We start from the raw sequence: 13,878 nt of genomic DNA on the forward strand, positions 1-13,878 counted from the left end.
CATGGATGCAGACTTTGCCAAGGAAACGGCAGCACTGACCCGCTCACAGATCTTGCAGCAGGCTGGCACCGCCATGCTCGCCCAGGCCAACCAGTTGCCCAACAACGTGCTGAGCCTGTTGCAGTAACCCTGAATTGACCAAGCACTGGCTGATCTGACTAGCATCGGATCAGCTGGTTTCGGCAGGGGACATTCCCGGATTCGGACCATTCGTCCTCTGCCTTTTTTCTCCCCGCTGGTGTTTGTACCAATGACATCACGCACCATTTGGCATTAAACTGCATTTATTCCGTAAAAAATGCATATAAATGCAAGATTTCTCTCAAGCCTTTGTACAAGCCTTTACCCTGATCGGGCAAGCTGACCCCACGTTGATCGACATTATTGCTTTGTCGCTTCAAGTCACGTTCACAGCCGTCTCCATTGCATGTTTGCTTGGTTTTCCAATCGGGGCTGCTTTGGCCATTGGCCGGTTTCCAGGGCGAATGGTGCTGGTGGTGTTTCTGAATTCCCTCATGGGTTTGCCACCGGTGGTGGTGGGTTTGGTCATTTACCTGTTTTTATCAGCGGCAGGGCCCTTGGGGTTTCTCCAATTGCTTTACACCCCCACAGCCATGGTGATTGCGCAGGTTGTGCTGGTAACCCCCATTGTGGCGGCGTTGGCCCGGCAAGTGATCGAAGACCTGTACGGCGAATACGACGAAATGTTGCGCGCCATGAATGCCAGTCGCATTCAGACCATTTGGACCCTGATTGTGGATGCACGCTATTCCTTGCTGACCAGTGCGTTGGCTGGCCTGGGCCGTGCGCTGGCCGAGGTGGGGGCCGTGATTATTGTGGGGGGCAACATTGCCAATGTAACCCGTGTCATGACCACCACCATTGCGCTTGAGACCTCGAAGGGTGAATTGGCCCTGGCGCTTGGTCTGGGCATTATTCTGATTGTGCTGTCCATTCTCATCAATGCAGGCCTGTTTCTTTTAAAGCAGGGCGCACAGAAGAGGGCCTATGCTTAAGATGAACAGCGACCTGGTGTTACTTGCCCCGCAGAAACCTTTCTCGGGTTTTTTACCGATCCAGTTCGAGGGGGTGCACCTTTCGTTTGGCAAACACCGCATTTTCAGTGATCTGAACCTGAAAATCGACGGGCCGGGCATCACAACCATCATGGGTCCCAACGGCGCAGGAAAAAGCCTGATTTTGCGACTGCTGGCAGGCCTGATTGAGCCCGGCAAAGGATGTGTTCACTTCAGCGGCTTGAATCAAACACCCCGTGATCAAATCGGTTTTGTATTTCAGCGCCCTGTGCTGTTGCGTCGTAGCGTGGAAGCCAACTTGTGGCATGCATTGGCCATTGCTGGTGGTGATCGAAGCCAGCGCCACCTGCGTGCAAATGCTTTGCTTGAGTTGGGGGGCATGCAGCACCTTGCAAAATCGCCAGCGCGAAAATTGTCTGGTGGTGAACAACAGCGGCTTACTTTGCTGCGTGCTCTGGCTGCCAAGCCCGGGTTGTTGATCCTGGACGAGCCCAGCGCCAGCCTGGATCCCCAAGCCACAGCCTTGATCGAAAACATTGTGCTGCGTGCCAGCCAGTGTGGTGTGAAGGTGATCGTGGTGACGCATGACCAAGGGCAGGCAGCTCGCCTGGCCGACGAAATTGTGTTTGTTCACAAAGGCGAAGTGCACGCCACTCAACAAGCGGATGAATTTTTGAAGAACCCCGCCAGCCGGGAGGCCAAGGCTTACCTTGCTGGCGAGTTACTGATTTAAACGAGGAGACCCACGTGCCAAAAAAACTCAGGCTGACCATTGCAGTGCTGATCAGTGGCCTGTTGGTTCAGGCACACGCCGCCGACAAGTTCATCCTTGTGCAGTCTACAACTTCGACCCAGAACTCGGGTTTGTTTGATCACCTGTTGCCAGTTTTCAAGGCAGAGACAGGCATTGCGGTGCGTGTGGTTGCCGTGGGCACAGGACAGGCTTTGAAAAATGCCCAGAACTGTGACGGTGATGTGGTGCTGGTTCATGCCAAGGCGGCTGAAGAAAAGTTTGTGGCCGACGGTTATGGTGTGAAGCGCACGGATGTGATGTACAACGACTTTGTCGTGGTGGGCCCTGGCAATGACCCGGCTGGTGTGGTGGGCTCCAAGGAGGCCGTGAAATCGTTCAAGGCAATAGCCGAAAAGAAGGCCTTGTTTGCTTCGCGGGGCGATGACAGCGGCACGTACAAAAAAGAAATTGAATTGTGGAAGGCGGCCAATGTGGATGTGAAAGCAGCCAGTGGCAGGTGGTACCGCGAGACCGGCTCGGGCATGGGCGCCACCTTGAATACAGGGGTCGGCATGGGAGCCTATGTATTGGCGGATCGTGCCAGCTGGATCGCGTTTGGCAACAAAAGCAATTTCAGAATCGCAGTAGAAGGAGACCCCACGCTGTTCAATCAATATGGCGTGATCGCGGTGAACCCTGCGAAATGCCCCAATGTGAAAAGCGATTTGGCCAATACCTTTGTGAACTGGATTGTGTCACCGAAAGGGCAGGCTGCAATTGCAGCTTACAAACAGAATGGGCAATCCCTGTTTTTTCCCAATGCACCCAAATAAAGCTTAGGCGTTCCACACCACGGTGCCCAGCGCCGCGGTGTTGTAGCCAGCAAATTCTTGCGCCTTTTTCTGGAACACATCGCTTGCCGTGAATTGCATCAGTGTTTGAAAGGGTGGTTCAAACCAGGCTTTCCGGCACACAATCAAATCAAAATTTTCTTGCTGCGTTGGAACAAAACCAAGGCCGAATTGCAGCGCCAAGGCTTGCAAGCCGGGTGCAGCATCGGCTTTGCCGCTGGCGACAGCTGCAATGGTGTCATTTTCGGTTCGGCAGGTTTCGGTGATATTCAGTTGCGCCATGCTCAAATTCTTGTCGCGCAGCAGGTGTTCAAACAGAATCATTCCGCCTGCGCCAGCCTGTCGTGTTGCTACATTCAGCGAAGGCAGACTGGCAACATTTGTAATTCGTTTCGGATTGCCTTTGGCCACGATCAAACCCTGTTGCCGTGTTGCCCAACGCAGTAACACCACATTGTTTTTCGCGAACCGGGCTTGAACGGCATGGGTGTTCCATGTCTCGTCATCTGGACTCAAAACATGCAGGCCGGTGGCCACGGCGCCATTGTTTTCGAATACATCGAGCCCGCCCAAGCTGCCATCAAACTGCGTGGCCAAACCGCATCCCGATTCGCGTATGGCCCATTCCAGAAGTGGGTCATGGCTGCCGGTCACCACGTTGGGGCGCAATGGTGTTGTTGCGTCGGCAGCCTGTAATTCTCCGGTGCGTATCCAGTGCATCAACGCCGCTTTTGGAAACAGCAATTTGCCAGTGGCTTTGACGCAGGGAATTTCTTGTGCGCTGACCAGGTCGTACAACTTGCGTTCCTTGATGCGCAACAGTTCAGCCACTTCCTTGGTGGTCAAAAACTCGGTGTTGTCCAGACCTGAATTCATGTGGTGCGGGTTTCTTCCAGTTTGGTCAAATCGATTTCATTGGGCTCAAGGCCCGGGCTGGTGCCCAGCAAACGGCGTATATCGTCGACCATCAAATACAGGCAGGGCACTAGCAACAGTGTAATGGCAGTGGCAAACAAAATTCCGTAGCCCAGTGAAATGGCCATTGGGATCATGAACTTTGCCTGGCGCGAGGTCTCAAAAATCATGGGGGCCAGGCCACCAAAGGTTGAAATGGTGGTCAGCATAATCGGTCTGAAGCGCCGCACGCCCGAGGTGCAAATGGCATCGTACGGTGTCATGCCCCCACGCACTTTTTCATTGGCGTGGTCTACCATGACCAGCGAGTCGTTCACGACCACGCCCGCCAAAGCAAGAATACCCATCATCGACACAATGCTGATGCTATAGCCCATCATCAAGTGACCCACAATGGCACCAAATATTCCGAATGGAATCGCGAGCATCACCACGAATGGTTGCAGGTAACTTTTAAATGGAATGGCCAGCAATACATAAATGATCAGAAGCGCCACCAAAAAGCCTTTACCCAAACCAGCCAAGGCCTCCGAGAAGTCTTGCTGGCGACCCGCGAAGCTGTAGCTCAAGCCCGGGTAATCGGCCATCAACTTGGGCATCAATTCTTGCACAGTGGCGTTTTGTACTTGCTGCGCCTGGTTGCGTGGATTCACGTTGGCGGTCACCGAGATGGTTCTGCGGCCATCTCGGCGGGTGATGTTGGCCACCGCGCGGGTGTCATCAAACACTACCAGCGAGTGAAGGGGAACCAGCGTGCCTTGTGGTGTGCGAACCAACAGGTCGCGGACATCGGTTTGTGCCGATCGCTCGGTTTCCGGGCGCATCACCAGCACCTTGACCTCGTTGCGGCCACGTTGCTGGCGCAATGCTTCTGAACCAAAAAACGCAGCGCGCACCTGTCGGCCAATTTCGTTGGAGCTTAGGCCCAAACGGCGCGCTTCTTCCTTCAAGGCGAAGCTGAATTGCTCTTTGCCATTCTGAAAACCATCGTCAATTTCAGACACAATGGGGTAGTTGGCCAGTTCACGCGCAAAAGCCTCGCTGGCTTGGCGCAAGGTGTCGACATTGCGGTGGCTTAACTGCACGGTAAAGGCTGGTCCGCTGCCGGGTCCTCCCGAGTCGGCGGCAAAGCGAATGGTTTCCACGCCGGGAATGTTGCCAACATCAAGCCGCCACTGTTCGGTGAATTCCGCTGTGGGCACGGGGCGTACACCTGGCGGTGTCAGGTAGGTTTTAATCGTAATACTGTTTTCATTAACACTGGCGTAAATGCCTGTGCTTTGTCGCTCACCGCCAGTGGCCTCGACGGTTTTCAGGGCGCTGGCCACAATTCGGTCCCGGACCAGATTGACCTGTTCATTGGTGCTGCCCAAGGGCAGTTGTACGCGCACTTCGGATTGATCGGACTCTACCTGGGGAAACAGCTCAAAGCCCATGCGACCGCTGACTGGCCAACTGATGACCAATACCATCAGTGCAATGCCCACGCCCATGGACAGGTATCGATATTCCACACATTTGTGAACAATCGGGGAGTAGCGCAGTTCAATGAACCGGCTGAACCCTTTGGAAAACTTTTGCTGCCAGTTGTGGAATTTGCCCGTACCTTCTTTGCTGTTGGCCAGGTGGGCCGGCAAAATGAAAATGGCTTCAATCAACGACACCACAAACACCGTGCACACCACCAGCGGAATAACACCCCATATTTTTCCCAAAAAACCAGGTACAAACAGCAAAGGTGCAAACGCAGCAACATTGGTCAAAATGCTGAAGGTGACCGGCACGGCCACATCACGTGCCCCTTGAATGGAGGCATCCAGCAGGGTCATGCCTTGTTGCCGGTACTCGTAGATGTTTTCGCCTGCAACAATGGCATCGTCCACCACAATGCCCAAGGCAACAATGAAGGCGAACATGGAAATCATGTTGAAGGTGACGCCGAACAGGGGCAGCAGCAACATGGCGCCCAGGAACGCGATCGGAATACCCATGGTGATCCAGAAGGCCAGTTTCCAGTCCAGGAAAATGGTGAGCAAGACCATGACCAATATCAATCCCATGATGGCATTTTTAGCCAACAGGTTTTGCCGTTGTTTGTAGGTGTCTGAACGATCGCTGACCACTGAAATTTCCACACCCTCGGGCATCAAGGGGCGAATTCGCTCCAGTGCCTCTTGCGTGGCTTCGGAAATTCCAATGGGGGTTTGTTCACCAATGCGTGACACTGAAATTTCAATGGATGGCTTGCCATTGAAGGTGGCGTATTTGTCCACATCCTGAAAGCCGTCGCGCACATTGGCAATGTCGCCAAGCTTCAAAGGCGTACCACTGACGGGCGACACAATTGGGAGCGCCGCAAACTCTTTGGCAAAATCGCGTCTTTCCGACACACGCAACAAAATCTCGCCGCTTTGAGTTGAAATACTGCCGCCAGAAACCTCAACCACATTGGCCCGAATGTTGTCGGCGATACCTTGCAGCGTCAAGCCATAGGCGTTGAGTCGGGCTTCGGGTACTTCAACATGAATTTCCTGTTCACGAATTTCGCTGAGGTCAACCTGAGTGATTCCCGGATTTTGCAACAATCCATCGCGCACCTCCTCGGCCAGGTTGCGCAGTGACAATTCATCGGTGTCGCCATGTACCACCAAGGTGACCACGCCACGCTTGCGCGCGGTCAGCGACACATTGGGTACTTCAGCATCGCCGGGGAAAGTGGTGATGCGATCCACCTCTTGCTTGATTCGATCGTACACAGCCTGTGCGTCTTCCGATTCGTCAATCTCGATGAGCACGTTTGCGGCGCCTTCATTGGCGGTGGAGTTGACTTCAACAATGCCCTCAATGGCCGATATGGCTTCTTCAACAGCGAGCACAATGCCTTGTTCTACATCTTCAGGGCTGGCGCCTGGGTAGGCCACTGAAACGGTGACCAGGTCGAGTTCAAATTCTGGAAATACTTCCTTGGTCATGTTCATGAAACCAAAGACACCGCCGATCAGGCACACCCACATCAAGATATTGGCGGCCACTGTGTTTTTGGTCATCCAGGCCAGTGGGCCTGAACGGTCTACCCGACGACGACTGGCGGCATTCATTTGGCGGCCTCATTGGTGCGTTCATTCGTTCGAATGGCCATGCGATTCACGGGTGCACCGAGGTTCGATGTGACGATCTCGTCGTCGTTTTTCAAACCTTGATCGATCAAGACATACTCGGCTGAACGGAAGGCAATGTTGACCGGTCGAATGTCGAGTTCGCCGCCGTCGTTTACCCACACCTTGTTGTCATGCACCGAGGACGGCTCAATTTTGAACACATTGTTCAGCTCAATGCCATCGAAGCGCACTTTGACATACTGGGACAGTAGCAAGGGCTGCAAGTTTTTTTCGCGCGTGCGTGGTACTTCCACCAGCACCTGCGCTTGTCGCCCGCTGTCTTGAACACTGGTTTGCAAGCTAAGCACCTTGCCTTTGTGGCAACCTTGCTCGCTGCTGCTTGCATCGCTGGCACACACGGTGGAGCCGGGCTGTTTGCCTTCAGGAAACTTGATCCATTTCAAATCCGACTGGGGTACTGCCACATTGATCCAGTAGGCCTCACTGCTGGCCAGCACACCAAGTGCGGTGGTGGCGCTGACTTGCGCGCCCACGCTTGCTTCACGACTTACCACAACACCGTCAAACGGGGCACGCAACACAGTGCGTTCCAGGTTGACTTTGGCGCGATCAACGCCAGCTTGAGCCGATTGAACTGTGGCCTTGGCGGCTTCCAGCTGCGGCTTGCGCAATATCAGTGCACGTTCACGTTCATCGACATTCATGCCAAGCAATTCGAAATCGGATTGCGCCACCACCTGGTTACCCTGTTCGGTTGTGAGAGTCGACTGTGCCTGGGCCAGTGCAGCCTGGGCTGTTTGTAATTCAATGCGGTAATCGGTGTCGTCCAGCTGCACCAGCACATCGCCTTTTTTAAATGAAGCGCCTGGAACAAACTTTGGGCCAATGCTTTGCACTGCGCCACTAACCCTGGCTTGCAAAGTAATTTGTTGCTCGGGTTCGACGATGCCGTATCCAAGCAAAGTCACGTTGTAGTCCCCGGCTTTGACAGGTGCGGTGGTCACCAGCCGTGCAGTTTTTTCCGGCGGCTTGCGACTGGCCGTGGGGGCTGTAGCCACCAACATTTCTGATCCAATAACACCCAGTGTCACCACACCGACTGCCAGGCCAATTTGCACCCATTTGCGTTTGAAAAAAGTTTGTTGGCTCATGACTACCCTGCTGCTTTAGTTTGTGGAATGCTGCCCGACAAAGCCCTGTACAAGGCAATGCGAAAGCCCACCAATTGTTGTTGTGCATTCACCAGATTCCGCCTTAGCTGACTGGTGCTTTGCTGCGCATCCAGAATGGCCAGGTAATCGACTGTGCCGTTGCGGTAGCCTGCAAACAAGCGGTTCAAGCTGAGTTCAGCCAACTCAAGCTGGCGTTGAAAACTTTCCATTGCGTCGCGTTGTCGGGTTTCCTGAATCAGTGCATTGTCCACGTCGGCCAGCGCATTGATGGCCGCTTCCTGATATTGGGCAACAGCTTGATCCAGCAAGGCCTTTTGGCGCGCTACCTCGGCCGAGCGTGCGCCCCCGTCGAACAGGGGGGCAACCAGGTTGACACTCAAGTTGCGCACCCAGTTGTCGAACAACAAATCGGAATCCCGGGTTTGGTCGCTAAAGCTGGCACGCAGGCTGAGTTGTGGAAACCGGTTTGCAATGGCGGCTGCCACGTTTCGATCGGTGGATAAAACGGCAGACCATGCCTGTTGAACATCCGGACGGCGGTTAAGCAATTCAGCTGGAAAGCCGGTTGCTGGCAATGGGGGCAGGGTGGGCAGATTCTCGCGGTTCAGGCTGATTTTGTTGGGCGGCTGCCCAAGCAACAGTGACAGGCTGTTAAGCAACACGTCGCGATTGGACTGGGCCTGAGCCAGGTTGCCTTGTGCTGACTCGACCAGTTGCCTTTGTTGCAACACATCGGAGGCAAGCGCGCTACCCTGGCGAAAACGCAATTCCACCAGTTTCAGGTTGGTCTTGAAACTGGTCAGTTCTTGCTCAAACAGGCGCACGGTTTGGTCTGCAGCAACCCATTGAGACCAGGTGGTGGCCAGTTGGCCTGCGATGGTTATTCTGGCGGCGTCGAGTTCGTATTGTGTGGCTTGCAGTTGCAATTGAGCAGCCTGGGCGGTGTTACGCACACGCGACCACAGATCAATTTCATAACTGGCTACAAAAGAGGCCGATGTAAACAGCCCGCGGTTGTTGGTGGCTTGCCCCTGAATGCTGGTGCCTTTCACTGTGTTTTCTTGCCGACCAGCATTCAGGGTGAGAGAAGGAAAGAAGCTGGCCTGTGCGGCATCCAGGCTGGCTTGCGCTGCGCGCAGCCTTGCGGCGGTGGCTTCAAGGCTCAGGTTGTCGGCTTGCGCCTGTTTCATCAGTGTGTTGAGTTGTTCGCTGGAAAAACCTGCCCACCAATCTGCCGGGGCTTGCACCGCATTTGGGTTGACCAAGGGTTTGAAAGTGGCGTTCTCAAATCGAGAGTCAATTTCTGGCTTCTTGGACTCAACGGTGGCACAAGCGCCTAGCAGCAGTGCCAATGCAAGGGGCAGCAGGGGTTTGAGGTGGTGCTTCATGGTGTCGTTTTTCTTGTTGAGTGCCCATCAGACCACAGTCTGGGGCTGTTTGTTCAGCTGTTAACTGATCTTTACAAAATTGAACCGGAAATCACCATGCCCCCGCTTTACTTACTTGGACGCGAGGTGCCGCAAGGCGTACACATACCCTTGCCAGCCCAGCCCGCAGATCACGCCTTCAGCCAAGTCTGAGAAATAACTGTTGTGGCGGAAACTCTCACGTTTGTAAATGTTCGACAGGTGCACTTCAATGAACGGAATGGCAACGCCTGCCAGGGCGTCGCGCAGGGCCACGCTGGTGTGTGTGTAACCGGCTGGGTTGATGACGATGCCTGAGATGTCTTCTGTTTTGGCTTTGTGAACGCGCTCAATCAGGGCGCCCTCGTGATTGCTTTGAAAGGTCATCAATTCGAAGCCATCGGTGAAAGCGATATTCTTCAGGGCCTTTTCAATGTCAGCCAAAGTCATGTGTCCATAAATACCGGGCTCGCGCGTGCCCAACAGGTTCAGGTTGGGACCGTTGATCAGCAGCAGTTTTTTCAAGTTTCTTCTCCGGTGCAGGTGTGTTTGAAAAAATAGTAACAAGCAATGCGGCGGGCTAGGGGGTTTCGTCTACACTGCGGACACGTTCGCGCACAAAATAACGACAAATTTCGAACAATTCCAAGACAGAGGCACTCTATGAACACCAATATCGACGCAATTTTTAACTTGTTGGCTGGCACAGCGCGTGGCTGGCGCGGCACGGGGATCACGGCCCGTGCCCGCAAAGCACCAGAAAAAACATTGAAACTGTATGACATCGAGATCAGCCCTTACTGCCGACTGGTGCGTGAGGCTTTGAGCGAGATGGATCTGGATGTGATGATTTTGCCATGCCCTGCAGGTGGCAAGCGGTTTCGCGGCGAGGCGCGCGAGACGCTGCCTGGTACCAAGTTTCCAATGCTGGTGGATGAGAACACGGGCGTGGTAATGAACGAGTCCGCCAATATCATTGATTACCTGGCCAAAACTTACCAGAGCAAGCTGAAAAGCCAGCAAGGCTTTGGGCGCAAAGTGGCAGTGGGTTCATCGATGCTGGCCAGTTCATTTCAGTACCGAATTGGTGGTTTTCAGGGCATGAAAGCCCGTCCTTCCAAAGCGCCAGTTGAGCCTTTGGTGCTTTACAGTTTTGAGTCCAGTCCCTATTCCAAGCCTGTTCGTGCCCGTTTGTGCGAACTGGAAATTCCGTATCTGTTGAAGAATGCGCCCAAGGGTGCAATGACCGATATGGGGCCTCCCGTATTCCGCGACAAGCTGTTCAAAGGCCCCAAAGGCACCACGCGCAACCGGACTTGGTTGGCAGAAAACACTGGCAAGGTGCAGGTGCCTTATTTGATCGATCCGAATACGGGTGTGGCGATGTACGAGTCCAACGACATTTTGCGGTACCTGGATAAGACATACGGCGCGTGAACAGTTTGTTACGCTGGCGAGGGTCTACTTGCAGTCGCTAAGCTAGCCCAAGCGCATGCCCTCTCTCGCCAGAAAACCTGTATTTCCCTTTTTGAGATTCACCCTGACTCACCTCGCTCGGCAAAAGGGCGAGCCGAGTCTCGGTGCCGGCCTTTGGCCGACCGTGGCGGTTGAATTCAAACGGGCAGGTTTTCTTGATCGGCGCTGCGAGGGCATTGCAACCTGAGCTAGCTTAGCAAATAGGCAGGTGACTTGCGGCGCGTACAAGGCTGGCGTAAAGCAAGGTTTGGGTGCTTCACCGCCTTGCCGGCTTTGCAAGGCTTCCCGGCGGCTTCGCAGCGAGGGGCGATCCGCAGGATCGATGCGAAGACGCTTAAGCGTTTCGCATGCCCCAAGCCAGAGGCATCAAGCCGGATCAGAAGCATTGCTGAGGCAGGGTGATGTGGCACCCACACCGAAGCTTGGTCACGCACGCGCATCACAGCATTCAGCGTTCAGGTCTTGCGAACCACCACGCTGCCAATTGAATAACCTGCCCCGAACGAGCAGATCACGCCGACGTCACCACCGGTCAAGTCATTTTTGTGGCGGTGGAATGCGATCACCGAACCTGCAGACGCGGTGTTGGCAAATTCGTCGAGAATCACTGGTGCCTTGTCGGCCGTGAATTCGCTGCTGCCCAACAGTTTCTTGGCGATCAACTGGTTCATGGCCAGGTTGGCCTGATGCAGCCAATAGCGGCGTACATCGGTGGCCGAGCTCAAGCCCAGGCTTTGCAAATGTGTGCCCATGTGTTCAGCGGCCATGGGGCACACTTCCTTGAACACCTTTCGGCCTTCTTGCATAAACAGCTTGTCGCGTGCGTTTGGATCCGCATCTTCCGAGCGGTTCAGGAAACCAAAGTTGTTGCGAATGTTGTTGGAATACTTGGTGGCCAGTTTGGTGCCCAGTACTTCCCAGCTGCCTGGCTTGGCGTCTTCAAGGCGTTGCACAATGACCGCTGTGCACACGTCACCAAAAATAAAGTGGCAATCGCGGTCCAGCCAAGCCTGGTGGCCCGATGTAATTTCAGGGTTCACCATCAACACAGCGCGCGCGGTGCCGCTGCGCACGGCGTTTACAGCCTGTTCAATACCAAAGGTGGCCGATGAACAGGCCACATTCATGTCGTATCCAAACCCTTCAATGCCCAAGGCTTCCTGAATTTCAATCGCCATGGCCGGGTAGGCGCGCTGCATATTGGATGCGGAACAAATCACCGCGTCAATGTCGGCAGCCGTAAGCCCTGCGTCATCCATCGCTTTGCGGCCAGCGTCCACTGCAATTTCAGCCATCATGGACAATTCAGAATTCGGGCGCTCCTTGAAATAGGGGTGAAGGCGGTCCGGGTTCAAAACCCCTTCCTTTTCCATCACATAGCGTTGTTTGATACCCGATGCGCTTTCAATGAAGGCCGAGTTGGAGGGCTGCAGGGGTTGAAGCTCGCCGCTGGCAATCTCAGAGGCGTGTTCTTCATTGAATTTCGCCACGTAGGCGTTGAACGACTCCACCAATTCATCGTTGGTGATGGTTTGGCTGGGTACGAAAAGCCCTGTGCCGCTGATGGCTACCTTGATCATTGCGCTCGTCCTGGGTGGATGATTGTTTGTTTTGTCTCTTGCGCAATGATAAAGGCAAAGGCGTTAAATTTTAAGACGCCAAGCGCATTTGCTCCACGGGCATACCCTGATCGGCAGGTTCGGCCCTGCGCCCAACACCCTCGTAAATCAGGCCGTAGTCGGCCAGCAGCGCGGGGTCGTACAGGTTTCGGCCATCGAATACGGCTTTCTGGCGCAGGGTGCGGCTCAACATCAAAAAGTCGGGGCTTTTGAACATGCGCCATTCGGTACACACAATCAAGGCGTCGGCATTGAACAGGGTTTCTTCCTGGGTTTTGGCGATTTCAAATTCGCCCAACAAGGGGCCGTCTTGCCTGAATATGGCCAGGTCTTCTTCCATGGCGCGGCGGGCGGTTTCATTGGCCACGGGGTCAAAGGCTTGCACTTTCGCACCGCGAAGCACCAGTTCGGCAGCAATGGTGCGGCTGCTGGCCTCGCGCATGTCGTCGGTTTCGGGTTTGAAAGCCAGCCCCCACATGGCAAAGGTCATGTTGCTAAGGTCTTCACCAAAGCGCTGGATGATTTTCTCGACCAGCACACGCTTTTGGCGCTGATTGCTGTGGTTCACCGCCCGCAAAATCGACAGGTTTTCGCCCGCTTCTTCGCCGGTCTGAATCAGGGCGCGAACGTCTTTGGGAAAGCAGGAGCCACCAAAGCCACAACCTGCGTACAAAAAAGAAAAGCCGATGCGGGGGTCTGAGCCAATGCCCGCACGCACCTGTTCAATGTCGGCGCCAATTTTTTCAGCCAGGTTGGCCAGTTCATTCATGAAGCTGATTCGGGTGGCCAGCATGGCGTTGGCGGCGTATTTGGTCAACTCGGCTGAACGCACATCCATGCACATCAAACGTTCATGGTGGCGCTGGAATGGCGCGTACAGCGACTTCATCATGCGCAGGGCGCGCTGGCCGGTGGGTGTGTTGTCGGTGCCCAGCACAATTCGGTCGGGGCGCAGAAAGTCGTCAATCGCTGCCCCTTCTTTCAGAAACTCGGGGTTGGACACCACTGTGAAAGCATGCAGGGCATTGCGCTGCACCAGCACGCGGCGCACTTCGTCGGTTACACGTTCACCCGTACCCACGGGCACTGTCGACTTGTTGATGACAACCTTGAAGCCATTCATGTGCATGGCAATTTGCTGTGCCACTTTGACCACGTGGCGCAGGTCGGCACTGCCGTCTTCGCGGGGTGGGGTGCCCACGCAGATGAAAATCAGTTCAGCGTGGTTAACGGCATCTGCAATCTGGGTGGTGAACTCCAGGCGTTGCTCACGAATATTGCGCTCGAGCAGTTCATCCAGGCCAGGTTCGTAAATCGGGCTTTGACCGTTTGTAAGTTGGGCAATCTTGGCTTCGTCAATGTCGCAACACAAAACTTTGTTGCCGACTTCGGCCAAACAGGCGGCCGTAACAAGGCCTACATATCCACTGCCAATAATAGAAACGCGCATGTGCTTTGCTTTGATGAGTGATCAATGCGAGCAGTGTGTTGTGGCAGTGTTGCCTGCGTTTGACAGATTTAAGACTGGATTGTGACAGCGGAAGGGGGAA

Annotated in this window: 12 protein-coding genes; 5 read left to right on the forward strand and 7 right to left on the reverse strand. The window is 54.5% G+C overall.

Annotated elements, in window-relative coordinates; genetic code table 11:
* From FRIGORI9N_RS08640 to FRIGORI9N_RS08655, 4 genes are all read left to right on the forward strand, one after another.
* On the forward strand, positions 1-127 hold a 127-nt coding region (locus FRIGORI9N_RS08640), incomplete at its 5' end, for a flagellin (RefSeq protein ID WP_256366111.1).
* A 181-nt stretch (positions 128-308) separates the two neighbouring features.
* On the forward strand, positions 309-1,016 hold the full coding sequence (locus FRIGORI9N_RS08645) for an ABC transporter permease (protein WP_159569750.1): 708 nt from the start codon (positions 309-311) through the stop codon (positions 1,014-1,016).
* Positions 1,009-1,770 (forward strand): ATP-binding cassette domain-containing protein, encoded by a 762-nt coding sequence (locus tag FRIGORI9N_RS08650; RefSeq protein ID WP_201301462.1) that lies wholly within the window; start codon positions 1,009-1,011, stop codon positions 1,768-1,770. Before FRIGORI9N_RS08645 ends, FRIGORI9N_RS08650 begins: the two co-directional genes overlap by 8 nt.
* A 14-nt stretch (positions 1,771-1,784) precedes the next feature.
* Entirely contained in the window at positions 1,785-2,603 is an 819-nt protein-coding gene (locus tag FRIGORI9N_RS08655; RefSeq protein WP_159569752.1) for a substrate-binding domain-containing protein, read from the forward strand.
* Positions 2,604-2,606: 3 nt separating this feature from the next.
* On the opposite strand, the gene FRIGORI9N_RS08660 is transcribed toward FRIGORI9N_RS08655, so the two are convergent.
* The 5 genes from FRIGORI9N_RS08660 to aroQ form a co-directional block, all read right to left on the reverse strand.
* The gene (locus FRIGORI9N_RS08660; RefSeq protein ID WP_159569754.1) at positions 2,607-3,497 is read right to left on the reverse strand and encodes a helix-turn-helix transcriptional regulator; all 891 of its coding nucleotides are present in this window, start codon (positions 3,495-3,497) and stop codon (positions 2,607-2,609) included.
* A complete protein-coding gene (locus tag FRIGORI9N_RS08665) occupies positions 3,494-6,634 on the reverse strand; it encodes an efflux RND transporter permease subunit (protein WP_159569756.1) in 3,141 nt (1,046 codons plus the stop codon). Before FRIGORI9N_RS08665 ends, FRIGORI9N_RS08660 begins: the two co-directional genes overlap by 4 nt.
* Complete coding sequence (locus tag FRIGORI9N_RS08670) at positions 6,631-7,806, reverse strand: efflux RND transporter periplasmic adaptor subunit (RefSeq protein ID WP_159569758.1); 1,176 nt, start codon at positions 7,804-7,806, stop codon at positions 6,631-6,633. Before FRIGORI9N_RS08670 ends, FRIGORI9N_RS08665 begins: the two co-directional genes overlap by 4 nt.
* A gap of 2 nt (positions 7,807-7,808) precedes the next feature.
* Entirely contained in the window at positions 7,809-9,215 is a 1,407-nt protein-coding gene (locus FRIGORI9N_RS08675; protein ID WP_159569760.1) for an efflux transporter outer membrane subunit, read from the reverse strand.
* 111 nt (positions 9,216-9,326) lie between these two features.
* Entirely contained in the window at positions 9,327-9,758 is a 432-nt protein-coding gene (aroQ, locus tag FRIGORI9N_RS08680) for a type II 3-dehydroquinate dehydratase (protein WP_159569762.1), read from the reverse strand.
* A gap of 138 nt (positions 9,759-9,896) precedes the next feature.
* Here aroQ and FRIGORI9N_RS08685 point away from each other — a divergent pair, with 138 nt between their 5' ends.
* Positions 9,897-10,670 carry a glutathione S-transferase N-terminal domain-containing protein gene (locus tag FRIGORI9N_RS08685; protein WP_159569764.1) on the forward strand — a complete coding sequence of 258 codons (774 nt, stop codon included), beginning with the start codon at positions 9,897-9,899 and terminating at the stop codon, positions 10,668-10,670.
* Between the two features lie 494 nt (positions 10,671-11,164).
* On the opposite strand, the gene FRIGORI9N_RS08690 is transcribed toward FRIGORI9N_RS08685, so the two are convergent.
* Positions 11,165-12,289, reverse strand: coding sequence for a beta-ketoacyl-ACP synthase III (locus FRIGORI9N_RS08690; RefSeq protein WP_159569766.1), 1,125 nt, complete (start codon positions 12,287-12,289; stop codon positions 11,165-11,167).
* A gap of 70 nt (positions 12,290-12,359) precedes the next feature.
* Positions 12,360-13,778 carry a UDP-glucose/GDP-mannose dehydrogenase family protein gene (locus tag FRIGORI9N_RS08695; protein WP_159569768.1) on the reverse strand — a complete coding sequence of 473 codons (1,419 nt, stop codon included), beginning with the start codon at positions 13,776-13,778 and terminating at the stop codon, positions 12,360-12,362.
* Positions 13,779-13,878: the final 100 nt, after the last annotated feature.

This window comes from Limnobacter sp. 130 (assembly GCF_902506325.1).
Classification (GTDB): domain Bacteria; phylum Pseudomonadota; class Gammaproteobacteria; order Burkholderiales; family Burkholderiaceae_B; genus Limnobacter.